This is a genomic window from Caballeronia sp. LjRoot34 (assembly GCF_964253815.1).
Taxonomy (GTDB): domain Bacteria; phylum Pseudomonadota; class Gammaproteobacteria; order Burkholderiales; family Burkholderiaceae; genus Caballeronia.
The window spans coordinates 2,036,093-2,060,912 of sequence record NZ_CAXUSB020000001.1; the positions used below are offsets into that span (position 1 = coordinate 2,036,093).

22 protein-coding genes and 1 pseudogene are annotated in these 24,820 nt (G+C 60.3%); 15 read left to right on the forward strand and 8 right to left on the reverse strand.

The window, feature by feature from the left end; genetic code table 11:
- Positions 1 to 26: 26 nt before the first annotated feature.
- Positions 27 to 1,124 (reverse strand): NADH:flavin oxidoreductase/NADH oxidase, encoded by a 1,098-nt coding sequence (locus ACSQ36_RS09150; RefSeq protein ID WP_436181680.1) that lies wholly within the window; start codon positions 1,122 to 1,124, stop codon positions 27 to 29.
- Positions 1,125 to 1,209: 85 nt separating this feature from the next.
- On the opposite strand from ACSQ36_RS09150, the gene ACSQ36_RS09155 reads away from it, so the two are divergent.
- The 6 genes from ACSQ36_RS09155 (at position 1,210) to ACSQ36_RS09180 (ending at position 9,386) form a co-directional block, all read left to right on the forward strand.
- Positions 1,210 to 1,512, forward strand: coding sequence for an ArsR/SmtB family transcription factor (locus ACSQ36_RS09155; protein WP_436181681.1), 303 nt, complete (start codon positions 1,210 to 1,212; stop codon positions 1,510 to 1,512).
- A 188-nt stretch (positions 1,513 to 1,700) separates the two neighbouring features.
- Complete coding sequence (locus ACSQ36_RS09160) at positions 1,701 to 4,631, forward strand: molybdopterin-dependent oxidoreductase (protein WP_436181682.1); 2,931 nt, start codon at positions 1,701 to 1,703, stop codon at positions 4,629 to 4,631.
- Positions 4,632 to 4,670: 39 nt separating this feature from the next.
- Positions 4,671 to 5,414: a 4Fe-4S dicluster domain-containing protein gene (locus ACSQ36_RS09165; protein WP_436181683.1), complete on the forward strand. Its 744-nt coding sequence runs from the start codon at positions 4,671 to 4,673 to the stop codon at positions 5,412 to 5,414.
- A gap of 11 nt (positions 5,415 to 5,425) precedes the next feature.
- A complete protein-coding gene (locus ACSQ36_RS09170; protein ID WP_436181684.1) occupies positions 5,426 to 6,376 on the forward strand; it encodes a dimethyl sulfoxide reductase anchor subunit family protein in 951 nt (316 codons plus the stop codon).
- A 1,031-nt stretch (positions 6,377 to 7,407) separates the two neighbouring features.
- Positions 7,408 to 8,219, forward strand: a protein-coding gene (locus ACSQ36_RS09175) for an IS5 family transposase (RefSeq protein ID WP_436180705.1) whose coding sequence is annotated in 2 segments (ribosomal slippage) — positions 7,408 to 7,756 and positions 7,756 to 8,219 — 813 coding nt in all. Because the reading frame shifts where the segments join, the coding sequence is not laid out codon by codon here.
- 624 nt (positions 8,220 to 8,843) lie between these two features.
- Entirely contained in the window at positions 8,844 to 9,386 is a 543-nt protein-coding gene (locus ACSQ36_RS09180) for a lysozyme inhibitor LprI family protein (protein WP_436181685.1), read from the forward strand.
- A 245-nt stretch (positions 9,387 to 9,631) separates the two neighbouring features.
- On the opposite strand, the gene ACSQ36_RS09185 is transcribed toward ACSQ36_RS09180, so the two are convergent.
- The gene (locus tag ACSQ36_RS09185) at positions 9,632 to 9,865 is read right to left on the reverse strand and encodes a hypothetical protein (RefSeq protein WP_255631299.1); all 234 of its coding nucleotides are present in this window, start codon (positions 9,863 to 9,865) and stop codon (positions 9,632 to 9,634) included.
- A 716-nt stretch (positions 9,866 to 10,581) separates the two neighbouring features.
- Between ACSQ36_RS09185 and ACSQ36_RS09190 the strand changes: the two genes are divergently transcribed.
- Positions 10,582 to 11,595, forward strand: coding sequence for a flippase-like domain-containing protein (locus ACSQ36_RS09190; protein WP_436181686.1), 1,014 nt, complete (start codon positions 10,582 to 10,584; stop codon positions 11,593 to 11,595).
- A gap of 28 nt (positions 11,596 to 11,623) precedes the next feature.
- Here the strand turns inward: ACSQ36_RS09190 and ACSQ36_RS09195 are convergent, their stop codons facing one another.
- The gene (locus ACSQ36_RS09195; protein ID WP_436181687.1) at positions 11,624 to 12,394 is read right to left on the reverse strand and encodes a glycosyltransferase family 2 protein; all 771 of its coding nucleotides are present in this window, start codon (positions 12,392 to 12,394) and stop codon (positions 11,624 to 11,626) included.
- A 338-nt stretch (positions 12,395 to 12,732) separates the two neighbouring features.
- The gene (locus tag ACSQ36_RS09200; protein ID WP_436181688.1) at positions 12,733 to 13,299 is read right to left on the reverse strand and encodes a LysR substrate-binding domain-containing protein; all 567 of its coding nucleotides are present in this window, start codon (positions 13,297 to 13,299) and stop codon (positions 12,733 to 12,735) included.
- Positions 13,300 to 13,319: 20 nt separating this feature from the next.
- Here ACSQ36_RS09200 and ACSQ36_RS09205 point away from each other — a divergent pair.
- A pseudogene (locus ACSQ36_RS09205) lies at positions 13,320 to 13,481 on the forward strand (MFS transporter); the annotation flags it as partial.
- Positions 13,482 to 13,494: 13 nt separating this feature from the next.
- Here ACSQ36_RS09205 and ACSQ36_RS09210 read toward each other — a convergent pair.
- Positions 13,495 to 14,391, reverse strand: a complete 897-nt coding sequence (locus tag ACSQ36_RS09210; protein ID WP_436181689.1) for a hypothetical protein — start codon at positions 14,389 to 14,391, stop codon at positions 13,495 to 13,497.
- Positions 14,392 to 14,943: 552 nt separating this feature from the next.
- Between ACSQ36_RS09210 and ACSQ36_RS09215 the strand changes: the two genes are divergently transcribed.
- On the forward strand, positions 14,944 to 15,297 hold the full coding sequence (locus ACSQ36_RS09215) for a DUF1428 domain-containing protein (protein ID WP_213763916.1): 354 nt from the start codon (positions 14,944 to 14,946) through the stop codon (positions 15,295 to 15,297).
- A gap of 49 nt (positions 15,298 to 15,346) precedes the next feature.
- Here the strand turns inward: ACSQ36_RS09215 and ACSQ36_RS09220 are convergent, their stop codons facing one another.
- The gene (locus tag ACSQ36_RS09220) at positions 15,347 to 16,285 is read right to left on the reverse strand and encodes a DMT family transporter (protein WP_213763915.1); all 939 of its coding nucleotides are present in this window, start codon (positions 16,283 to 16,285) and stop codon (positions 15,347 to 15,349) included.
- 331 nt (positions 16,286 to 16,616) lie between these two features.
- On the opposite strand from ACSQ36_RS09220, the gene ACSQ36_RS09225 reads away from it, so the two are divergent.
- The 6 genes from ACSQ36_RS09225 (at position 16,617) to denD (ending at position 22,136) form a co-directional block, all read left to right on the forward strand.
- The gene (locus ACSQ36_RS09225) at positions 16,617 to 17,321 is read left to right on the forward strand and encodes a FadR/GntR family transcriptional regulator (RefSeq protein ID WP_213763914.1); all 705 of its coding nucleotides are present in this window, start codon (positions 16,617 to 16,619) and stop codon (positions 17,319 to 17,321) included.
- Between the two features lie 24 nt (positions 17,322 to 17,345).
- Entirely contained in the window at positions 17,346 to 18,251 is a 906-nt protein-coding gene (gene ltnD / locus ACSQ36_RS09230; protein WP_436181690.1) for an L-threonate dehydrogenase, read from the forward strand.
- Positions 18,248 to 19,540, forward strand: a complete 1,293-nt coding sequence (otnK, locus tag ACSQ36_RS09235; RefSeq protein ID WP_436181691.1) for a 3-oxo-tetronate kinase — start codon at positions 18,248 to 18,250, stop codon at positions 19,538 to 19,540. The genes ltnD and otnK overlap by 4 nt, the downstream gene beginning before the upstream one ends.
- Positions 19,541 to 19,542: 2 nt before the next feature.
- Positions 19,543 to 20,196 carry a 3-oxo-tetronate 4-phosphate decarboxylase gene (otnC, locus tag ACSQ36_RS09240; protein ID WP_436181692.1) on the forward strand — a complete coding sequence of 218 codons (654 nt, stop codon included), beginning with the start codon at positions 19,543 to 19,545 and terminating at the stop codon, positions 20,194 to 20,196.
- Positions 20,197 to 20,365: 169 nt separating this feature from the next.
- The gene (otnI, locus tag ACSQ36_RS09245) at positions 20,366 to 21,163 is read left to right on the forward strand and encodes a 2-oxo-tetronate isomerase (protein WP_436181693.1); all 798 of its coding nucleotides are present in this window, start codon (positions 20,366 to 20,368) and stop codon (positions 21,161 to 21,163) included.
- Between the two features lie 7 nt (positions 21,164 to 21,170).
- Positions 21,171 to 22,136 carry a D-erythronate dehydrogenase gene (denD, locus tag ACSQ36_RS09250; protein ID WP_436181694.1) on the forward strand — a complete coding sequence of 322 codons (966 nt, stop codon included), beginning with the start codon at positions 21,171 to 21,173 and terminating at the stop codon, positions 22,134 to 22,136.
- Positions 22,137 to 22,183: 47 nt separating this feature from the next.
- Here the strand turns inward: denD and ACSQ36_RS09255 are convergent, their stop codons facing one another.
- Positions 22,184 to 22,876, reverse strand: coding sequence for a response regulator (locus tag ACSQ36_RS09255; protein ID WP_436181695.1), 693 nt, complete (start codon positions 22,874 to 22,876; stop codon positions 22,184 to 22,186).
- On the reverse strand, positions 22,873 to 24,645 hold the full coding sequence (locus tag ACSQ36_RS09260) for an ATP-binding protein (RefSeq protein WP_436181696.1): 1,773 nt from the start codon (positions 24,643 to 24,645) through the stop codon (positions 22,873 to 22,875). Before ACSQ36_RS09260 ends, ACSQ36_RS09255 begins: the two co-directional genes overlap by 4 nt.
- Between the last annotated feature and the right edge of the window lie 175 nt (positions 24,646 to 24,820).

Consider the following 24,820-nt stretch of genomic DNA (forward strand, 5'->3'; position numbering starts at 1 on the left):
CGGGAAGCGTAGCCTCCCGGCGCGTCTTAGCTCACTGCGTAGCGTTCGAGCCAATGCGCGTAAGGAGCAGGCAACGTCCACGAAGGACGTGCAATGCCGAGCTTTTTCGCAGCGTAGTACGGCCAGTGAGGATTGGCGAGATGGGCGCGGCCGACCATCACGAGATCGAGCTGGCCTTCGCGGACTGCGTTATCGGCGAGTTCCGGTGTATCGATTCCCCACGCCGACGAGACGGGCAACTGCGCTTCGCGCCGTACCCGGTGCGCAATCGGGACGAGGAAGGCGGGAGCCCACGGGATGTTGGCTGTCGGCGTGGAGAACCCCACGCTGACGCTGAGCATGTCCAGCCCTTCACGCTTGAAATTCTTCGCCAGCTCGATGGATTCCGCGAGGGTTTCCTCATCGCGGCCGTCATATTCAATGACGCCAAAGCGAGCCGTCAGCGGCAGGTGCTCGGGCCATACTTTGCGCACTGCGGCCAGTGTTTCCAGCATGAAGCGGCTGCGGTTCTCGAGGCTTCCGCCGTAGATATCGTCGCGTTGATTGGAGTGCGTCGAGAAAAAGCTCTGACCGAGATAGCCGTGGGCGAAGTGCAGCTCCAGCCATTCAAAACCCGCATCGAGCGCTCGTTTTGCAGCATCAACGAAATCCTGGCGCACGCGGGCGATGTCGTCGAGTGTCATCGCTTTGGGCACCTTGGGCAGGTTAGCCCCGAAGGCGATAGCCGACGGCGCGATGGTTTCCCAGCCGCGCGGATCGTCTTCGCTAATATGGTCGTCGCCTTCCCAAGGACGGTTGGCGCTGGCCTTGCGACCTGCATGGGCAATCTGGATGCCCGGTACGGCGCCGGCCGCCTTGATCGACGCGACGACGGGCGCGAACGCCTGCGCCTGCTCGTCATTCCAGATGCCGGTGCAGCCCGGGGTAATGCGGCCTTCAGGCGACACAGCCGTCGCCTCGACGATAACCAGGCCAGCGCCTCCGCGCGCCAGAGCAGCCAGATGCACGCGGTGCCAGTCGTTGATCAGGCCATCGACAGCGGAGTATTGGCACATCGGCGGGATCGCGATGCGGTTGCGCAACGAGATGTCTTTGAGTTTGAAAGATTCGAATAATGTGGGCATCGGGCAGGCTCCGTGGAATAATTCAGTTCGATAGTTCGATATAACTCGAACTATGATTATCACAGAAACCGGTACCATCTGCCGTATGCGCATATATAACCATCCCGGCCCCGAGGGCTTCTCCCTTCAGCGGATCTTCAACGCCTTGAGCGACCCGGTGCGTCTTGATATCGTGCTGCATTTGTCGCGTGTCACCGAAGCCACCTGCGGGGAGCTCGACGGCGGCCGCCCGAAATCAAGCATGTCCCATCACTTCCGCATTTTGCGCGAGGCGGGCCTCGTCCAGACGCGCGTGGCCGGCACGGTTCATCAGAACACGTTGCGACGTGCCGAACTCGACAGCAGGTTCCCGGGACTCATGGACGCTATCCTCAAGCAGACTCCCTGACGATCTCGCTGATCACGGTTTCGATCCGTGTGCACTGATCGTGCAATTGCAGGCAAGTTGAAACCATCAGCGTAGCGGATAGTTGCTCTCGCAAATCGCGATTTCCCTTGGTGACCAACGGCGATTAGGATGGTCAGGATCGAATAGGTACCGCCTGGACATACCGGAAGCCGCGAGGGAGACCCAGCATGGAACATCACGCCCGCACGCAGGACGAGCGGCTTGAGATCAAGACGACCACTTGCTACATGTGCGCTTGTCGCTGCGGCATTCGCGTGCATTTGCGCGAAGGCGAAGTGCGTTACATCGATGGCAATCCGGAACACCCGCTCAACCAGGGCGTGATCTGCGCGAAGGGCGCGTCCGGCATCATGAAGCAGTATTCGCCCGCCCGGCTCACGCAGCCATTGATGCGCCGTGCGGACGCCGAGCGTGGCAGCGCGCAGTTCGAACCGGTGTCGTGGGAAGTCGCCTTCGATACGCTCGAAAAACGCCTTGCCAGTATCCGCGCCACCGATCCAAAGAAGTTCGCGCTCTTTACCGGCCGTGATCAGATGCAGGCGCTGACGGGCCTCTTCGCCAAACAGTTCGGTACGCCTAACTATGCGGCGCACGGCGGCTTTTGCTCGGCGAACATGGCGGCCGGCATGATCTACACGATCGGAGGTTCCTTCTGGGAATTCGGCGGTCCCGATCTCGACAGCGCCAAGTTGTTTTTCATGATCGGCACGGCGGAGGATCATCATTCGAATCCGCTGAAGATCGCCATCTCGAAGTTCAAGCGCGGGGGCGGACGCTTTATCGCGATCAATCCTATACGCACCGGTTACGCCGCCATTGCCGATGAATGGGTACCGATCAAGCCCGGCACCGACGGCGCCCTGTTCATGGCGTTTCTGCACGAGCTGATTGCGGCGGATGCCTGGGACCACGAGTTCGTGCGCCGCTATACGAACGCGGCTGACCTCGTCGATCTTAACGAACAGAGTGAGAACTTCGGCCTGTTCGTGAGCGACCCGGATACGCCCGTCGGCAATCCGCTGTTTCCGCAAAATCATGCGTGGTGGGATGCTGAGGCGGCGCGCGCCGTGCCACATCATTCACCTGGCGTGACACCCGCGCTCGATGGCCGCTATACGCTAGCGGACGGTTCGCCCGTTGCGCCGTCATTCACGCTGCTGCGCGAGCGCGTAGCGGATTGCACGCCCGAGTGGGCAGCCGATATCACCGGCATTTCCGCTGGCACCATTCGCCGTCTCGCGCAGGAGATGATCCAGACTAGCCGCGATCACCGGATCACGTTGCCCATTCGATGGACCGATGCGTGGGGCGAGACCCACGAAACCGTCACCGGCAACCCCGTCGCGTTTCACGCCATGCGCGGGCTCGCTGCACATTCCAACGGCTTCCAGTCGATCCGTGCGCTCGCGGTGCTGATGTCGCTGCTGGGTACGATCGACCGACCCGGCGGCTTTCGACATAAATCGCCGTTCCCGCGTGCCGTGCCGCCATCGGCGAAACCGCCGAACAGCCCCGACGCCGTCAAGCCGAACACGCCGCTTGCATCGGGACCGCTGGGCTGGCCGGCCGCGCCGGAAGATCTTTTCATCGATGAAAACGGCGGCCCCGTTCGCATTGATAAAGCGTTCTCGTGGGAGTACCCGCTTGCCGTGCATGGTGTGATGCACAGCGTGATCACCAACGCATGGCGAGGGGACCCGTACCCCATCGACACGCTCATGATCTTCATGGCCAACATGGCCTGGAACTCGTCGATGAATACGACGAAGGTGCGCGAGATGCTCGTCGACAAACACGCGAACGGTGACTACAAGATTCCGTTTCTCGTGGTGTGCGACGCGTTCCAGTCGGAGATGACGGCGTTCGCCGACCTCATCCTGCCGGATACGACTTACCTTGAGCGCCACGACGCGATGTCGATGCTCGATCGCCCGATCTCCGAATTCGACGGTCCGGCCGATTCCGTACGCGTGCCGGTCGTGCCGCCTTCGGGACAGTGCAAGCCGTTCCAGGAAGTGCTGATCGAACTGGCGTCGCGGCTGAAGTTTCCGGCATTCACCACGGCCGAAGGCACGCGGCGCTTTCGTGATTATCCTGACTTCGTGGTCAATTACACGACGACGCCCGATTCGGGGGTAGGTTTCCTGATCGGATGGCGGGGCAAAGATGGGGATAAGGCGCTGGTCGGCGAGCCGAATCCGAAGCAATGGGAACAGTACGCGAAGAACAACTGCGTGTTCCATCACGTGATGCCGGAACACTTGCAGTACATGCGTAACTGCAACGGGCCGTATCTGGACTGGGCTGTTGCGAACGGCTTTCGCAAGTTTCGCGAACCCATCGTCATCCAGCTTTACTCCGATGTCATGCAGAAGTTTCGTCTCGCGGCGCAAGGAAGAACGAAAGGTCGGCAGCCTCCCGATCACTTGCGCGAGCGGGTCGAAAAATACTTCGATCCGCTGCCGTTCTGGTACGCGCCGCTTGAAAGCAACTCGACTGATCTTGAGCGTTTCCCGCTGGCCGCAGTGACGCAGCGGCCCATGGCGATGTATCACTCGTGGGACTCGCAGAATGCGTGGCTGCGTCAGATCCATGGCGAGAATTATCTCTACATGAATCCGTTGATGGCGGCCGGGAACGGCATTGCGGACGGCGGCTGGATTTACGTTGAGTCGCAGTGGGGCCGCGTGCGCTGCATGGCTCGCTTCAGCGAAACGGTTGAGCCCGGGACGGTATGGACCTGGAATGCGATCGGCAAGGCGTCGGGTGCATGGAACCTCGGCGCGAACGCAAGCGAGTCGCAGCGTGGTTTCCTGCTCAATCACTTGATCACCGACGAGCTGCCCGGCGTCGACAAGGGGAATGAAGCCGCCGGGCGATTCTCGAACTCGGACCCGATAACAGGACAGGCTGCGTGGTACGACGTGCGTGTTCGGATCTATCCGGCCGAGGCCGACGCGCAGCACACGCTGCCGCAGTTCGACGCCATGCGTGCGCTGCCGGGTTCGAACGGCGTGATATCGCGGATCGTGCAGACCTACTTCGCGGGGCAAGGCGAATTCGCGGCACGGCTGCGCGGCGCGGTAGGGCGCAAGTAGTGACTCCCAGAGTGACTCCAATAAGCAAGAGGACATGCAATGACTCAGATGGCGCTGGTGATCGACCTGAACGTTTGCGTGGGATGCCACGCTTGCGTGACGAGTTGCAAGGAGTGGAATACATCGGGCGAGTCGGGCAGCCTTGCCGACCTGAATCCCTACGATGCCGATCCGTCCGGCACGTTCTTCAATCGTGTCCAGAGCTTCGAGGCGGGCAGTTATCCGAACGCTGAGACTATCCATTTCCCGAAGTCGTGCCTGCACTGCGAGGACCCGCCGTGCGTGCCCGTGTGTCCAACCGGTGCGAGCTATAAGCGCAAGGAAGACGGGCTCGTGCTGGTGGACTTCGATAAATGTATTGGCTGCAAGTACTGCGCGTGGGCCTGTCCGTACGGCGCACGCGAACTGGACGAAGAGCGCAAGGAGATGACGAAGTGCACCTTGTGCGTGGATCGTATCCACGATGAAAACCTCTCCGATCGGGATCGGCAACCGGCATGCGTGCTCGCGTGTCCGACCTCCGCAAGATTGTTCGGGGACATTCACGATCCCGAATCCGTGGTGTCGAAAGCGATCAGGGAGCGCGGTGGTTATCAGTTGATGCCTGAATGGGACACGAAGCCCGCGAACCATTATTTGCCGCGCAAGATGACGTCGGCTTCGGGTTGCGGGGAAGGCGAGTGTTCGTGCAAGACGGGTTCGGCTGAGTCCATGCCGGAAACCGTGGACGCACAACTTGAGCGTGGGCAATTGCATCTCGCGTCGGTTGCGACGCGCATCTAAAGGACTCCCCAATGAACCCCGCTTTCTCAGTCGTCTTTCTCACCACGCTAAGCGGTGCGGCGCAGGGCCTGTTGATCGCGCTTGTCGGCGTGGAGGTGGCGGCGCATCTTGGCCTTCTCACTGCGCCGCCAATGGCGTTCTATGTCACCGGCGCCGCCTTGTCTGTGGCGCTTGGTGGACTTGGTCTCATCGCCTCGTTCTTCCATCTCGGGCATCCTGAACGTGCGTGGCGGGCGGTCGCGATGTGGCGGACCTCGTGGTTATCGCGTGAATGTCTCTGTCTGCCGGCGTTTCTCGCGTGCGCGTTTTTCTACGGTGTTGCGCACTGGTTCGGCTCGCCGTGGTCGCTTGCGTTGGGGGCGCTTGGCGTGCTCGCGAGTGCCGCGCTCTTTGTCTGCTCGGCCATGATCTATGCATGCCTGCGCTTTCTCCAGGAGTGGGCCACGCCGCTCACGCTGGCCAACTTCGTCCTGCTTGGTTGTGCGTCCGGGTTCACGCTGGTTACCGCTTTGAGCGCGTGGTTCGCGCCTGCACTGACCACGGGGCTTGCCGCCTGCGCGTGCGCGCTGACGCTTGCTGGTTGCGCGAGCCGGTCGGCATCCCTCGTGCGTAATGCACGACTGCGTCCGAAGTCCACCGTGCAGAGCGCGACCGGTATCAAGAACGCGAAGGTCGTGCAGGTATCGCGTGGTTTCACGGCTGGCGCATTCAATCTGCGCGAGTTCTTTCACGGTAAATCGGCAGGCACGCTACGCGGGGTCAAGTGGGGATTTCTTGTGGCGGCGTTCGTGGCGCCCGTCGTGCTGATGGCGTTGGGCGCGGGCGTGCATTCGATCGGCATTTCTGTTGTCCTGCTGGCTGCGGCGTGTCTCGTGCAGTACGCCGGCCTGGTGGCGGAACGATGGTTCTTCTTCGCCGAGGCGAAGCATCCGCAGAACCTTTATTACGCGCGAGTGGGATGATGCCTGGCTTGGGTGGAGGGGCGGTCGTAGGGTGCATGATCGGCAGGTTCCGCGTTGGCGTTCGCGGAGATTTTTGCAGGTTGTTGGGGGGTGGTTTTCGTTCGCACTGGGGGATAGGTCTGCTGGCGCTCGATGGGCAGGGGGCGCTGCTTTCGGTGTTAGTGGTCGGGGTTTATGGCGGGTGGTCGGTTCTGGGGGTAGTGGGCGGGGTTGATGCTTTCGGCGTTAGCGGTCGGGGTCAATGCCGGGTTGCTGCTTTCAGTGTTAGTGGTCTGCGTGACTCGGATTTTCTCTTTATCACTATTAGCCACTGTGCGTGGCGGCACGTCATTTCTTTGTCCAAAGCGACAAAGAAACGAAGCAAAGAAAGCGCTTTCAAACCACGCTACCCTAAGTGTCCACAGCGTGCAGTTTCCATTCATGGGTGCCCCAAAAGCACGGTGCTCGCCAGAGCGACGGATGTGTGAAACCCTCCTTCTCCGAACACCGATACCCACACGCTTCGCCACCAGTGATTGAACCTGCTCAAGGAGCACCCCGCGCTATCCGCATGAACCACCCACCGAATTTTTACGCATAACGAACCATGTAGCCAACCCGCCAAGAAACAATGCTGCAGAATGCGTAAGGCCGTAACCGACGAAAATAGCTGTACAGAACGCGCAGCCAATTCAAAAAACGGAAGTAGTAAAGACAAGCACGCATGAAGCTGTGGCCTATGAATACGGTCGCACAGACCAGGTAGGTAACCTGTCAAAAAACCGCAGCCGTAAATACCTGTAAGGCCGTGCGGGTTCCTTAGCAATTGTGCTTGCCCGAGAGCGTACGGGGCGAAGCGTGTTCGTGTCAGGATTCGCGAGAAGGAGGGTTTCACACATCCTTCGCTCTGGCGAGCACCGTGCTTTTGGGGCACCTATGAATGAAAACTGCACGCTGTGGACACTTAGAGACTGTTGCAGAATTACAAAAAGGGGCTGTTAACTTTTTGGCTCTGGTGTTAACTTCTGTCTTGTTTTCCCTGACAGGAAGCCATGGCTAAGGAACTTATAGACGACCAATTATGGGCACTCATCGAACCGCTGCTGCCCAAAGCTGCGCCGCGCAATCGCCGGTATGCAGGACGCAAGCCAATACCTGATCGCGCCGTGCTCACAGGCATCGTGTTCGTGCTGCGCGCAGGCCTCGCGTGGAATTTGCTGCCGCAGGAAATGGGCTGCGGGTCGGGCTCCACTTGCTGGAGGCGCCTGGACCAGTGGCATAAAGCGGGCGTATGGCAACGCATGCACGAAACGATGCTGGCCGAACTGCGCCGTCGAGGCCAACTCGATATGGCCAGAGTACTGGTCGACAGCTCCTCCATTCGCGCGTTGTACGCGGGAAAAAAACAGGCCCAAACCCCACGGACCGGCGCAAACTCGGCAGCAAACACCATATCATCGTCGATGCGCAAGGCATCCCGCTCGGCGTCATCCTGACGGGCGCAAACCGCCATGACGTCACTCAGCTTGACCCACTGGTCGAAGCCATTCCGCCAATTCGAGGCAAGCCAGGACGGCCCTTGCGTAAGCCCAAAATTGTTCAGGGCGACCGAGGCTATAGCTCTGAGCCACATCGGCGACGCTTTCGCAAACGCGGCATCACTCCTGAACTCGCGAAACTGCGCTCACCCCATGGCAGTGGTCTAGGCAAAACACGTTGGCCTGTCGAGCGTACGATCGCTTGGCTGCACTCCTATCGCCGCCTGAAGATGCGCTACGAGAAATATGCGCACATACACGAAGCCTTCCTCACGCTCGCGTGTGCTTTAACTTGCTGGACCCGGCTAAAAAATATGCAAACTTAATTCTGCAACAGTCTCTTAGGGTAGCGTGTTTGAAAGCGTTTTCTTTGCTTCGTTTCTTTGTCGCTTTGGACAAAGAAATGACGTGCCGCCACGCACAGTGGCTAATAGTGATAAAGAGAAAATCCGACTCTCGCAGACCACTAACACTGAAAGCAGCAACCCGGCATTGACCCCGACCGTTAACCCCAGAACCGACCACCCCAGCATAGCCCCCGACCACCAACCCCAAAACCGCCCCCGGCATATTAGCCCAAACCGCTATCAGGTCGAGGAAAGGCGATCTTAGTCCCGGACTAGTGCCGTGCCGGTTGTGGCGGATCCAAATAAAAGACGAAAAAATCCCCACACACACGCGTGAAATATTGCGTAAGGCCTTGAGAAGGTCGCCTCCTTTTCGATCGGTTCGTTCGCTTAAAAACTAGGATCATCCCCTTAACGAACTCAGCCCACAGGCATGCGCCCAAGAACCGCTCTCGCACGGGCGACGGCGAACCACACCTGGCGACAGATATCGGAAACGCGAGCGATGAAACGCGAACATTTACGCGCCATCAGACAGGCTTCCGGGAGTCAGCGTGTGACCGTTCGTTTCAAGGCTACTGCTCAAAAAGCTTAGCCGAGCGAATGGAAGGCATCGTGTTCGATCAACGCAACTTCAACGATGGATCAACGGGGGCAGGAATGACCAAGTCAGGAAAATTGAAATCGAAACTGTTCAGCGTGAGACGTGCTGCCGGGACCGCCACGCTGGCATTACTGCTGTTGGGCGGCGGTTTTTCCGGATCCGCTCAGGCCGCAAGCTTTCATTGCGGCAAGAAGGTCTCAAGCTCGGAAAAGCTCGTTTGCAACGATCCAGAACTATCGTCTCTCGACGACAAGCTGGCGATCTCCTACAAGCGCGCAAAAGACGTTACGCCCGACACAGCAGCCTTTGAAGACGACCGCGTCAAGCAGTGGCAGTGGCGTCAGCACAACTGCAAGGACAAGGCCTGCGTGATCAACTGGTACAACCGTCGCATCAGCGAACTCGATGCAGACTTCGATCAGGGAACTGAAAACCAGGTCACCGTGCTTAAGGCCAGCCTTGCCGAGCAAAACCTCGCAGCGCCGGCTCAAGCCGCCGTGTTGAGGATGAAAGGCGACGCAGGTTCCTTGTCGATGCAATAGCATGCGCACGCTGCTCGTCCAATACTTCTTGTGCAGCAGACGTTGAACAGGACCTAACGAGCTGGCGGCGATCTTGAACGCGCAGAGCCTGCCTTCTGGCGGTCGATCTGGCTGGGGCCGAACCAATGATCCTTCGGTTCTGCACCAGCCATTTCTGTACTTTCTGCATACCTCGTTCGGATGCGCAATAACGTTTTACTGAATGTCTCTGGCGCCAAGCGAAACCTGAGCGGCTGCCTCTCGGTTTATTTGGTTCGTGGCTGCTCAAACGGAGACCGTGGCAAGGGCTCGCCATCTACGAACGCTGTAGCGCTACGCACAGCAAACTCGAAGGCACAGTCACGATTGGCGAACTGTCCAAGATTGCCAAGAGAGGTCGCTTCGCCATCTTCCTCCAGGATGGACGCGCGTGCGAGAAACGTGTTGCCTAGTCTTGTTACCGACGGTTGAATAGCCGCACCATGGTGATAAAAGACCATTGCATCTCCTTTCATTGATTGTCGAGCTTCGCTAACTTTAGCCCCACCATTCGCCGATCAAAAATATTAATTTTCCGCGCTGGGCACATAATTAAAAGCAGCAGGCCAGCACTCGGATAATCGGCACGTTCGTTCCGATCCTCACACGCGAGCATGCGCTGAAGGTGACAGTGGAGTGTTGAAGCGGGAACATAAAAACATTCGAACGGGGCACGTTGTGAAGCTACGCGGGTCAGACGACCGTTCTGTGACGCGAGGACTTCCAGGCTAATCGAAGCGCGGGGCGGCGAACGCTCGTGCGCTGTAAGCTTAACCGTCGCACGAGGCATGAATCGCAGCAGGATTCAGCGCCGTCTCACGAGGTCGCGGGCAATCCCATCCTGAACATGTTCTTATTGGCAATGCGCAGAACCCATCGGCTTGTTGCTGAAAGGCAAGCCTGCGTTTGTCGAGACGCATCGCAGCGTGTTTGACATCATTGTGCTGGAGAATGAGGGTGCGACCGCGATCGGTGTCCCGGTTATATCGAGCCGGAGATTGCGTTGAGCCGCACGCGCAGAGCTAATGACGCTGCTTTAAGGATCATCCAACCGCATGCCTATTTTCTGGTCCGCCATTTTTCAAATCGCGATGGATGATCCGATCGCGCCGTCGGCACGACATGATTCCCTGATGTTTAATTCCGATGCCCAGCCGCAATCGCTCAGGCGGCCCTTGTGACCAGCGCTCACACACGTAACGTCGCGATCCTGTTTGCTTTGCTTGGGGTCGGTCTCTCAATGGGTGTGCCTTTTATACTAGGCTCCCATGCGTTGTTTGCTGGTCTTCGAACCATCCCGGTAGAACTATTCCTGGTGCTCGCTGCCAGCGCCGCCGTGAGCGCGCTAGCGAAAGCCGGCAAGCTGCAACTCATGCAAACGACACTTGGCTTGCGCGTTCCATTCATGCGCACGTTTGCGATCACGCTCGTGACTGATTTCGCGTTCCTGGTGTCTCCGCTCGGTGCGGCGGGGTACGGGGTCAATATCGGCTTGCTGCAGCGCGCCGGGGCGTCGTGGGCAATCGCCACCACGGTTGTCGGCGCTGACCAGGCACTCGACCTGACGTTCTTCGGGGTCGCGGTTCCCATCGCGCTTTTGTTCTCGATCGGTCCGCTGGCTCATTTGCTCCCGAGGGCGAGTTTATCCACGGTTGCCCCAACCCTGGCAGGTCTCGCGATCCTGATGGGCGTTCTTTGGATGTGCCGCCGCCATGTCGCGCGTGCACTTGACGCAGCGGGGCATCTTGTCCCATGGTTCCGCGCCCGGCGATCTCTTTGGGACAAGTTTCGCCACGGCGTGCACCAGCAGTGGCGACTACTCATCACAGGGCCTCGTGACCGATTCGTCGCACTGTTGCTGCTGACCACGCTTCAGTGGCTGCTGCGCTATAGCGCGCTATGGTTCATCTTGCTGGAACTCGGGTACCGGTTGCCGCTCGGATTTGTCCTCGCGGTGCAGGCCGTGGTGTTGCATGCGGCACTCTGGACCGGCGTACCTGCAGGTGGGGGCGGTGGCGATCTGGCGCTTGCAGCCGCGTTCGCCGCCTGGGTTCCGCGAGCGTCCCTGGCGACGGCCCTGGTTCTCTGGCGATTCGCGACGCTCTATTGCCCGTTGATGCTGGGCGCCGTGGGGTTTCTCGCACTTGCGTGGCGCCGCCGTGCGGCCACGCCTGCTGCCGCTCGTGAATGACGCCTTGAAGGAATACGTCGAAGGAGCCTCAAGCCACGTTGTCGCGTGGGCTTCTGATTTTCATTCTCACGAAGAATGGCGCGTGCCCGGCATGATCGACTCTTAATGAAAAGAGATGACATGTCTGTGACAGGAGCGCGAGCGGATAACTGACTTTCAACAAGTCGGCGATCATGCGCCATTCCGCGCGAACGCCTGCCCAGTAGCCGAATTTTTCAGTCTTGCGCGCCTGCGTTACTTTCGGCCAGTGGGTGACTGCAATCGAAAGCCGGCGTTCGATGATCAGGCTGTTCATGAACACCTCGATGCCAAAACGCGGCAAGCGATGAATCTCCTTGAGCGCCTCGCTTAACAGTTCTTTCCTGACCACGCGTTCACCCGAAACGAAATCCAGGCCGATGGCGCGAAAGAGCAGCAGGCTATTCTGGCGCAGGCTCAGGCTGACGTCCGCGGTGCCATTCAGAACCGGGGCGGCGAGTGCAGTGATATGTTCGCTGGCGAGCCCCTTGAGGTCTGCATCGAGCAGCATGAGCAACGCGTTCCGGGCTGCGGCGATACCTACGGCCATCGCCGCGCTTTTACCACGGTTCACGGGGCACGTAATCAGCCTGACAGAGGGGAAGCGCCTGACGATGTCGGCGGTGCCGTCGGTTGAGCCGTCATCGACCACGATAACCTCGTCCAGCAGCGGATGCACCGTTGCAACGGCCAGCACCGCGCCGATCCGCGGGGCCTCGTTAAATGCGCAAATGATGCATGAAACACGGTGGATATTGGACGATGTGGAAAGGGCAGTCATGCGAGACGGCTGATGAACGATTGGAGAGAAGCGGCGCTAAGGTGGCCGCAACGCGCCGTTGCTGAGCGCGGTTTGCGATCTGGCATCCTACCCTATGCAGCGGCAGCGCGCTCCGCTCCGCAAGCCTAAGAAATCGTGGTGAGGCGCTGACGGACGCCTTTAGCGCAGGTGTGTTGCTCCGGGCGCGGAGATACAGGATGGCTATTCGCAACCCGGCTATTCGCAACCCTATTCGCAGCCCAATAAACACTGCTGACCTAAGAGTATCAAGCTTGCGTTTGCGGGGACGTGATCATCTCAACCGCACGCATTCATAGGTCGATCCGCGATTAGATTATTCAGGTAGCCGCGCGCAGCGCTGCCTCTTTGACATAGTCAATAAACAAAGCAGGCCCCGGCTCCGGTTGGTCACCGCGTTTCAGCGCGAGTACGTCGGAGACAAGGCGATTGCTTTTCATCGGCCTGAAGACTACGCCCTTGTCTGGAGAACTGCGCAACGCCTGAGGAACCAGCGCGATACCCATCGCGCGATCCACCATGGTCACAACGGTCTGCCAAAGCCGGACCTCGTGACGTATGCGCGGACTGAAGCCGGCTTCAACGCAAAGCGCGATGATCAGGTCGTGGTAATGAGGTGAGACTTGACCCGGGAAAAGGATGACGTCGTCCCGCGACAGCTTGCGCAGATCGATGATCCTGTTCGACGCCAACCGGTGATGTTCCGGTAAGCAGCAGACAAACGGTTCAGTGACGATAGGGACCGAGACAACGCCCTCCGGCAGATCGCACCAGTAGGCGCACCCGACGTCGATCTGCATTCGCTGGATGGCGGGGACCTGTTCGTTCGTGTTCATCTCGGTCAGGACAATCTCGAGCGCCGGATGATCGGCTTCGAAGCGCTTCACCGAGCAACACTTGCGCTGAGTTGCTGTGTCTGGGAGCGAACGTTATTGGCGTGGCGGGTGCGTGGTTCGTGAACATCTTCATGTTGAGCTACACCACACAGACACTTCACTTCGACCGGGCGATGGTGTTTGGTTGTCTGTTCATTGTCGCGATCGTGCAGCTTTGCATTCAGTTCGCATCGGACGGTGCGTGATTCAATGCTTCCCGTAGATGTCGTTGTCGTTCGCGGCTATCTGCGGTTCGCGTCGGATCTTGCGTTTTTCGAACGATTGCCGATGCGCCACGATCGGAGAATCGCCCCGTTGGTTGACCTTCATGGCAGTGGCTTGGGTTGAACCCGTCTCCGTCACGGCACGTAGAAGCATGTCGCGCGCTTCGGAATTGGAGATGTCGCTCGCCAGCGCGTCGCCTGCCGATCGCAAGACGCACGGCACGTCGCCTGCCTGCTCGCAGGCCCGGGCGAGGCCCAGGGCCGAATCTCTTGCGTGTTCGCGCTGGACCAGTTCGTCGGTGATCCGCTGGACATCGGCACGTTGATCCTCACCTTGTGGAAGCATCGCCAGTTGCTGCCGAGCGATGTTCAGCTCGCCTCGAACCATGGCTGAACGCACCGCATCGATGGTTCCCATCACATCGATCGAGGCGTGTTTTGCGGTGACCGGGACATTGATGCTGCCCGACTGACCGGCAACAGCCAAGCCGCTCTCAGCGAGCGGCCCGGTCCCGGGCTTCGCTTCCTGGTTGTCGTGGTTGTCATGCGCGGACCCGCTATACAGGTACGAAGCGCCTGCAATCAATGCAGTCAGGGCTATGACGGCGGCCCCGGCAAATTTGACGCGCCGGTGCGACTGGCTTTGTGAGGCGAAAGTAGAAGTTTCCGGTTCAGACACGCTCGGATAGGGCGAATCCACCGGGGTCCGCTTTTCGTCGTACCGATCGAGCAATACCGCTTTCGGCATGGCTTCGGGCAAGGGTGACTCGGCTGCGCTTGCGGCTGCGGGTTTCGTTTTGCATCGCGGACACACCGCATCACGCGATGCCAGCAGGTTGCCGCATACGGGACAATCGCTGGCGGTTTCTTGGGTACGCACGTTTAACTCGGTCATCAAAAGGCTTGGAAAAGCATTATGCAGGTCATGGTGTTTTCTTGGCTGCGCGGGTGCAGATCGATGTTGAAGCGATCGCCCCAGATTGAGCTTGCCTCGCAGCGATTGGGAATACAGGGTCGTACCGTAATGGCTTGCCTGCGACTCCACGCCTATTTTCGCTCTAAAGCGTTACTTTAACTCGGCACGTCCGCTTCATCGGCTAGCGAATTCGCTGTTTCGAACGGGTTTTGACCATTCCTGACGTTTCCTGCCTGCGATACGTTGTTCGGCGCGCGCAGCGATGTTGTGTATGCCGCGCGTGCCGTCACGCTCGACCAGCCGATTCTGAGCAAACGGCATCCGGGAAAGCATACGCCGCCGGATCTTGGAACACGTACGTCCCCGACGTTTCAGAAAATAGTGGGCGAGCCATGTCGATTCCCTAACGCGCTGCACGTCGTGTGGATAGGGCGGTGACCTGGCGTTGCAATGCGAGCTGATCGAACAATGTCCCTATTCACCGCCCAATTATTCACAACGAAACGGAGAGCGTTCATGACTTACGTAGATGGATTTGTCGTCGCGGTGCCAACGACGAATCGCGAGACATACAGGAAACATGCTGAACTGGCGGCGGCCGTCTTCAAGGAGAACGGCGCGTTGAATGTAGTCGAGTGCTGGGGTGATGACGTGCCGGAAGGGAAGCTGACGTCGTTTCCAATGGCGGTCAAACGCAAGGACGACGAGACGGTGGTGTTCTCATGGATCGTCTGGCCGTCGCGTCAGGTGAGGGATGAAGGAATGAAAGCCGTGATGGCCGACCCTCGGTTGCAGCCCGACACCAATGCGATGCCTTTCGACGGCAAGCGCATGATCTACGGCGGTTTCGAGGTGATCGTGAACGCGTGAGTACCCACCGGGCGACGCGGTCGCCAGGAACCCCCCCCACCGCCCGCGCTTACTTCACCGGAGCCTCGCGTCGCGCACCCATGCCTGGAAGCCGCTTGATTACACCCGTAGCCAGGGCCGTCCCCACAAGAATAGTGGCACACGCCTTGATCATTCCAGGTGATACGTGTTCCGAGAGAAACAGCGCGCCCCACAGGATGCCGAAGATCGGGATAACGAACGTAACGCTGATCGTACGCGCGGGGCCGGTTGCCGCGATGAGCCGGAAGAACAGCATATAAGCGATACCGGTACACGCTACGCCGAGCGCGATGACCGCTCCCCAGGACTGCGTCGAGATGGGCGTCGCCGGCCACCAGAACACGGCGAACGGCAGCAGCACGACGGTCGCGGCCGTCATCGTACCGGCGGCGACGGCGAGCGAATCCACACCCGTGAGGTGGCGCTTGGTGTAGCTCGCCGCGATCCCATACAGCAGCGTGGCGCCGAGCGCAGCGGCCGCGGCAAGTGCGGTGGTTGCCGGCGTCACGGAAGCCGCTGCACTCGTTCCCACGTCCATTTGATTCCAGACCAGCGCGACCACGCCTGCGAAACCAATCACGAGCCCGGCGATGCGTAGCCCGCTCAGCCGATCCTTCAGCCACAGGAACGCAACGATCGCGCCCCACAGCGGCGTTGTCGCGTTGATCACCGACGTCACGCCCGCTGACAGCGTGAGTTCCGCGTAAGCGAACAGGCAGAACGGCGCGGCCGAGTTCAGAATGCCAACCACAAACAGCGGCCATGCATGGGTGCGCAGTAGCTGAAAAGAGCCGCTCGCGGACCTGCGCGTGACCAGCACGATCAGCAGGAACAACGCGCCGATACCCACCCGCAGCGCCATTAGCGGCGCGACGCCAAAATCGGTGACGCCGACGCGGATAAAAAGGAACGACCCGCCCCATAACGCGGCGAGGATAAGCAACTGGACGATGTTTATAGGATTCATTTTAGGGCGTCGAGCGCAGTGGAGTCGCGACGCGGAGCCATCGTATAGGCGCCGCAGCGCGAGATGCTTCAGTCCGGCGTGAAATGACAAATGAGGACAAATGAGGACAATTGAGCAACCGTCGTGGTTCGCTGTATGGCTGCCATCGTAGGCTGTGGCCATGCGACCTCCAAACGAACAATTCTCACGCGTATGTGAGAAAGATTACGATCGGCCCACACGGCGAGGTGTATCGGCCAACGGCACAGCGCGTCCTCAGGGTTATCTCTAGTGCCTCAATAAGTGTGGAAATTTGTATGATGACCACATCACCCAACAAATCCGAGGCCGCATGTTCGACAAGATTCCTGCGCAAGCCTTGAGCGACACGGTCGCGCAGCAAATTCAGTTGCAAATCGAAAAGGGCAGCTTCGTAAAAAGCGGCAAGTTGCCCACCGAGGCCGTGCTCGCGCAGGAGTTCGGGGTGAGCCGCACGGTGATTCGCGAGGCGATTTCGCGGCTAAAGAACGAAGGTATGGTCGAGCCGCGCCAGGGCAGCGGCGTGTTTATCGTCGAGCGGGCGGGGATCAGGCCCCTGCGGATCGATTACGCGCAAGCGGTCGAACCCGGCGCGGTCGTGCAGATCCTGGCGCTGCGCCGGGCGATCGAAGCAGAAGTCGCATCAGAGGCAGCCATGCGCCGGACCGACGCGCAAATGGACGTGATCGAAGCGAAGCTGGCGCAGATCGATGTCGCCGTTGCGCAAGGCGAGGACGGCGTGACTGAAGACGTCGAGTTTCATCGTGCGATTGCCAGTGCCACCGGCAACCCGTATTTCCTGACCACGCTTGCATTCCTGAACCAGTATCTCGAGGCCGGCACGCTCGTTACGCGCCGCAATGAATCGCTGCGAGAAGACTTTTCGCGGCAGGTCCGCGAGGAACACGCGCGGATCGCGGCTGCCATTCGCGCAGGTGACCCCATGGCTGCGCGCAACGCGGCGCAGACCCACCTTTACAACGCCGCCCGCCGCCTCGCGGAAGCCGGCATTTGCTGACCAGTTGATTGGAAGGATAACGAAATGTCCAGAAACGTGGGAGTGATCGGCTTGGGTGCAATGGGCCTGGGCGTCGCGCGTTCGTTGTTGCGCGCGGGCTTCAAGGTTCATGCTTGCGACGTGCGTACGCAAGTGCTCGATGCGTTCGCGGGCGAGGGCGGCGTTGCCTGCGCTACGCCCGCTGAGGTGGGCGCGCAGTGCGACGTCGTGGTGACCGTTGTCGTCAATGCGGCGCAAACAGAGACCGTGCTGTTCGGCTCTGAGACCCACCCCGGCGCTGTTTCCACGATGAAACCAGGCGGTGTCGTTCTGGCCTGCGCGACGGTGTCTCCCGCGTTTGCCATCGAACTCGGCAAGCGCGTGGAAGCGGCTGGCCTGCATATGCTCGATGCGCCGCTATCCGGTGGCGCGGCACGCGCCGCATCCGGCGAGATGACGATGATGACGTCAGGCCCCCCATCCGCCTATGAGGCCTGCGAGGACGTGCTCGAAGCAATTGCAGGCAAGGTGTATCGGCTAGGCGACGAGCATGGCGCAGGCTCGAAGGTGAAGGTCATCAACCAGCTTCTGGCCGGCGTGCACATAGCGGCGGCGGCCGAGGCCATGGCGCTTGGGCTTCGCGAAGGCGTGGACCCGGACGCACTCTACGACGTCATCACGCATAGCGCGGGTAACTCGTGGATGTTCGAGAATCGCGTCCCGCACATTCTTGCAGGAGACTACACGCCGTTGTCAGCCGTCGATATCTTCGTGAAGGATCTGGGCCTCGTACTCGATACCGCGCGCGCATCGAAGTTTCCGCTGCCGTTGTCGGCTGCGGCGCACCAGATGTTCATGATGGCGTCGACGGCCGGACACGGTGGCGAAGACGACTCGGCGGTGATCAAGATTTTCCCGGGCATCGATTTACCGAAGGGGGCCAAACAATGACCAAAGCGCTGCTTGGCTGCATTGCCGACGACTTCACCGGCGCGACCGATCTCGCCAACATGCTCGTGCGCGGCGGCATGCGCGCGGTGCAGACCATTGGCGTGCCGGCATCGGACGCATCGGACGCATCGGACACGAAGATTGAAGCGGACGCGCTGATCGTCGCGTTGAAATCGCGCACCATCCCCGCGGAAGAAGCGGTCGCGCAATCGCTGGCGGCGCTCGAATGGCTGCGCGCACAAGGCTGCCGTCAGTTCCTGTTCAAGTACTGCTCGACCTTCGACTCCACCGATAAAGGCAACATCGGCCCGGTCGCCGATGCACTGCTCGACGCGCTGGGCGAGGACTTCACGCTCGCGTGTCCCGCGTTTCCGGAGAACGGCCGCACGATCTTTCGAGGCAACCTGTTCGTGGGTGATGTGCTGCTGAATGAGTCGGGCATGCAGAACCATCCGCTCACGCCCATGACCGATCCTAACCTTGTGCGTGTGCTGCAACGCCAGACGAAATCGAAGGTCGGATTGATCGCTTACGACGTGATCGCGAAAGGGCCGAAAGCCGTGCGCGACAGGATCGCGGTGTTGCGCAATGATGGCGTGCGTATGGCTATTGCAGACGCAATCTCGGATGCCGATCTCTACGTGCTCGGTGAAGCGTGCGCGGATCTGAAGCTGATTACAGGCGGATCAGGTATCGCGCTCGGCTTGCCGAAGAACTTCCGCTCGGCGAACTTGCTGACTGAAGCGGGCCATGCATCGGATCTGCCCAGGATCGAAGGTAAATCGGTCGTACTAGCGGGCAGCGCGTCGAAGGCGACCAACGAGCAGGTGGCGGAGTGGCGCGCGACGAAGCCGAGCTTTCGTATCGATCCGCTCGCGCTTTCGCGCGGCGAACCGGTGGTTGAACAGGCCATGGAATTCGCGGCGAAACATGCCGATGAAGCCGTGCTGATTTACGCCACATCCACGCCCGACGAAGTCAAGGTCGTGCAGAAGGAACTAGGCGTCGAGAAAGCCGGGCATCTGGTCGAACAAGCGTTGGCATCGATTGCAAGCGGGCTTCGCGATGCAGGCGTGCGGAAGTTTGTTGTTGCGGGCGGCGAGACCTCCGGCGCGGTCGTGCAGGCGCTTGGCGTGAAGTCGCTGCGGATTGGCGCACAGATCGATCCCGGCGTGCCGGCGACGCAGTCTATCGGCGAAGAACCGCTGGCGCTCGCATTGAAGTCGGGCAATTTCGGCACGAAGGATTTCTTCGTGAAGGCGCTGAAGTCTCTCGATGGAGCCGCGTGACCATGACGACGAACGAGAACCGCATTCGCGAGGAAATCTGCGAGACGGGCGCGAGTCTTTATGAGCGCCGTTATACCGTTGGCACGGCCGGGAACATCAGCGCACGGCTCGACGACGGCTGGCTGATCACGCCGACCGACGCCTGCCTCGGCCGCCTTGATCCGGCCGATATCGCCAAGGTCGATACAGCGGGGAATCACGTGTCCGGCGGTAAGCCATCGAAGACGCTGGCGCTGCATCGAAGGATCTACGAGAGCAATAGCAACGCGCACGGTATTGTCCATACGCACTCCACGCATCTGGTCGCTTTGACGCTTGCCGGTATCTGGCGCCGCGACGACGTCTTGCCGCCGATCACCCCGTACTTCGTGATGAAGGTCGGCCATGTGCCCTTGATCGCTTACCGGCGTCCGGGCGACCCCATTGTCGCGGAACAAGTCGCGGCGCTGGCGTCGAAGGTGCGTGCCGTGCTGCTGGAAAGGCTGGGGCCTGTGGTCTGGGAAAAATCGGTCAGCCATGCGTCGTACGCGCTGGAAGAGCTTGAGGAAACCGCACGGCTTTGGCTGCTCGCGCGCTCGACCAACGCACCGCCTCCTGAGCCGCTCGACGAACCCGCCATCGAAGATCTGCGCAAGACCTTCAACGTGCGCTGGTAGTGCCTACGGCGCCCAGGTCGATCGGCAATCTGGCGGGCTTTGCGGGCTCTTACATGAAGGATCTGACGCACAGCATGTTGACGGGCATGCTTGTAATCGTTGATATCTCAACATGGCTCGTGCCTGCCCAAGCTCATGAATTGCTGAACTCATTTTAGGAGTCGATGTTATGCCGCGTTTCGCCGCCAACCTCACGATGATGTACACCGAGCACGCGTTCCTCGACCGTTTCGCCGCTGCAGCGAAGGACGGATTCAAGGCCGTGGAGTTCCTGTTCCCCTATGACTTCGCCGCAGCCGACATCAAGGCGCGGCTCGACGAACATGGCCTCACGCAGGCCTTGTTCAATGCACCGCCGGGAGACTGGGCGGCGGGCGAGCGCGGGATCGCTTCGCTGCCGGGGCGCGAGGAAGAGTTCGCGCGTGCACTCGATAAAGCGCTGGAATATACCGCCATACTCGGCAACAAGACCCTGCATGTAATGGCGGGGCTGATCACGCCGGAACAGTCACGTGAAAAACATCGTGCGGTGTATGTGAAGAGCCTTGAACTGGCGGCGAACGCCGCTCGCGCAGCCGGTATCACGGTCGTTATCGAACCGATCAATACCCGTGACATCCCCGGTTTTTTCCTCAACCGCCAGGCCGACGCGCAAGCGATCTGCGAGGAGATCGGCGCGCCGAACCTCAAGGTGCAATTCGATTGTTACCACTGCCAGATCGTGGAGGGCGACCTCGCGGTCAAACTCCGGCGCGACATGAAACGCCCACATGCGGGCATCGGACATATCCAGGTTGCAGGTGTACCGGAGCGGCATGAACCGGACATGGGCGAATTGAATTATCCGTACCTGTTCGACCTGATCGATTCGCTCGGTTACGACGGCTGGATCGGCTGTGAATACCGGCCGAAAGCGGCGACGTCCGACGGCCTCGGCTGGATCAAACCTTATCTGCAACGTGCTTGAGGACGACATGAACATTCTCATTACGGGCGGTGCTGGTTTTCTCGGACAACGGCTCGCGCGCCGTCTTCTCGAACGCGGCACGCTGATGGGTAAGCCGATCACCGGGCTCACGCTGCTGGACGTCGTGCGTCCGCCGGATCTGGGCGACCAGCGCGTGCGAGCCGAAACTGGCGATATTGCGGATCGCAGCGTGCTGGAACGGTGCATCGGCGCGGACACTCACGCGATCTTCCATCTTGCCGCAATCGTGAGCGGCCAGGCGGAAGCGGATTTCGAACTGGGCATGCGCATTAATCTGGATGCATCGCGCCTGCTGCTCGATGTGTGCCGCGCGCTTGGACACGCGCCGCGGGTGTTGTTCACCAGTTCGGTCGCGGTGTATGGCGGCACGTTGCCTGAGGTCGTACGCGACGATACCGCACTGAATCCTAAGTCATCCTATGGGACGCAGAAGGCGATCGCGGAGTTGCTGCTGTGCGATTACTCGCGACGCGGTTTTGTCGATGGCCGCGTGCTGCGCCTGCCGACCATCAGCGTGCGTCCGGGACGGCCGAATGCAGCGGCATCGTCATTTGCCAGCGGCATCATTCGCGAGCCGCTGAATGGCGAACGCGCAGTGTGTCCAGTGGGAGGCGATGTGCGTTTGTGGCTGCTGTCGCCGAAGCGGGCCATTGAATCGCTGATCGCTGGTTGCGAGCTTGAGCAGGCCGAGCTCGGCACGTGGCCGGTCGTCAACATGCCGGGACTCTCGGTCAGCATGACGGAAATGGTCGATGCACTGGAAGAAGTGGCGGGAGAACAGGTGGCCGCGCTGATCGACTGGCAACCGGATCCGAAGATCGAAAAAATTGTCGGGAGCTGGCCGGGCGCCTGGGACACGGAGCGAGGCGAAAAGCTGGGACTGGCGGCCGATCGCAACTTCAGCGACGTCATTCGCGCGTTCATTGAAGAGAGCAAATCCGCTGGTGCTTGAATGCTTACGACGCATACCGGGTCGGAGCGGGCGTTGAACAGCGCCCGCTAAAGTTCGAGCCGATACCCCACGCCGTAGACCGAAACAATCGGCTCGCTGTCAGGACGCACGACTTGCAGTTTGCGGCGCAGGTTCTTGATGTGACTGTCGATGGTGCGGTCGGTCACGACCCGATGATCGTCGTAAAGCTGGTTGAGCAGGTAATCACGCGGGAAGATCCTGCCCGGCGATTTCATCAGCAATGCCAGCATGCGCAGTTCAACCGGCGTGAGCTTGAGCTCCTCGCCGTCGAGCCGTGCGGTATGAAATTGCTGGTCCACCTCAAGGCCGGTTGCAACGGGTACGGCTGTCGCTGCGGGCGGGGCTGCGCGTCTCAGGATAGCCTTCACTCGCGCAACAACCTCGCGTGGACTGAAGGGTTTGCAGACGTAGTCATCGGCGCCAATTTCGAGGCCGCGCAGACGATCGGCCTCATCCACGCGCGCCGTCAGGATGATCACCGGGAGCGTCGAGAACTGCCGCACCTCACGGCATATATCCATGCCGTTGCGCCCGGGCAGCATCAGGTCGAGCAGCATCAGCGAGGGCGGGGTGGTGCGAATGAACGGGATCACTTCGGCGCCGTCGCTGATCGACGTGGTTTCGAATCCTTCGATATGCAGATAGTCCGCCATGACCGCCGCCAGCTTCGGCTCATCCTCGACGATCAGGATTCGAACGCCGCGTCGCTCGGTACTCATGCCACGCCTCCTTCGGGTTCAAAATGCGCGGTGATCCAGACGCCGCCAAGCGGTGATGGCCGGGCAATCGTGGTCCCGCCGTGGGCGGTCACAATGGCGCGGCACAGTGCCAGACCGAGGCCCGCGCCACCGCTTTGGCGACTACGCGATTCATCGACTCGATATAAGCGTTCGAACAAATGCGGCAACGCTTCGGCGGGTACGCCCGGCAGAGAGTCCTGGATATCGAGTTGCCAGCCACGAGGGCCGACCGTCACCGAGACGCACGCGCTTCCGCCCGGGTCGGTATAACGCAACGAATTGAGCAGCAGGTTTTTAAGCAACTGCACAAAGCGCGCGGGATCGACCTGGAAGATCATGCCGGCCGCGCCATTAGCCGACTCTTGCGCCGACGGCTCCGGCAGCGTCAGGCTCAATGCGATTTGCTTGGCCCTGAATGATTCCCGCATCGCTTCGACCGATGCGTGCACCAACTGTCCGATGTCAGCCGGCACCTTCCGGTAGCTCAACGCACCGACATCGCTCAACGACAACTCGTACAGGTCTTCGATCAATTTGTTCAGCATCGCGACTTCGGTTTGCAGTGAGGCGAGCGAATGGCGATCAAACGCATGTACGCCGTCCTCGATCGCTTCCAGTTCGCCGCGCAATACCGCCAGGGGCGTGCGTAATTCGTGCGAGATATCGGCGATGAAATCCCGGCGCGAGCGTTCCGCGCGCTGCAGCGAATCCGCGAGCACATTGAAGTCGCCCGCGAGCCGGTCCAGCTCATCCCGGCGCCCGGCGGCAACACGCGTGGTGTAGTCGCCGCCAGCCAGCCGGTGCGTCGCGATCATCAGGCGCTTGACCGGCGCCAGCACGATCCGCGCAAGCAGCATGGCAACCAGTGCAGCCACGATCACGGCCACGCCGGCGATTTCCCAGGTCGCACGGGCCTGCTGGGCCTGGAACGCGATATCGGCGGCATCGGAGAGCGTATTGGGCGCGTTGGCCGCGACCCAGCCGACTATCTTGCCGTTGTAGACCACTGGCTTGAGGGCGGCGTCGGGCGGCGGCTCGGAGTCAGTCGTGGCCACCAGGTCATGGTTGGCGTCGTAGAGCGTGGCGGGTTGGGGCGCGCCCCGTCCTCCACGTCCCATCAGTGGGCGCGGAGGACGTTCGTAGGACGGTTCATCGAATGGCACGTCCCGTCCGGCGCTGCGGTCGCGGCTTGCCGCCACGCCCGAGTCGGCGAACGCGGGGACAGGCAGGCGCATGCCCCAGTGCGAACCTTCTTCGTTGCCCGAGAGCGGCCCGAGCATTTGCTGCACGCTGGCGCTGCCTGGGAAGGTGCGCCAGCTTGGAAGTTTGTTCGTTTGCGCCTCGACCATTTCCTGCCTGAGGGCCTGATCATGTGCGGCGTCGAGCAGCGTTATCCATTCTTCGGGATGCTGACGCAGGAAATTCCAACTGCCGTGGGCGGCGTATTCGGCCGTCACCTTCGCCATGACGGCGTTGAGCCGCCCGGCGTCGCGCGCGCGGACGTAATGCAGGAAGCCGTTCTCGAAACTCAGGCGCAGCGCGTATCCCATGGTGAGGGAAATTGTCAGGCAGGCGATCAGCACCGCGAGGAACATCTTCCACGTAATGCCGAAGCGAATCTTGCCTGCCCGCGCGCGGGAGCGGGTTCCAAGTGCTTTCAAAATGTTACGCGAGCTGCGGCGTGGTGTTGGGCGGGTGATGGAGCCTGCCGTCGTGCCGAGTGGTTCGCTATGTGTTTCGCTGTGCATTCGCGGATTCTAGTGGAAACAGGGAAGCTGACTCACGTTCGTGCGACGTTCCCGCGCAACCTCCACGATTTCTCCTTCTTTTGTTCATTGTCAGTGCGTGATGCCTGACTAGTATTCGATCCTGTCAATGGGGTCATTCGAACCGATTCCCTCAGTTGCCGATTCATTGTCGATT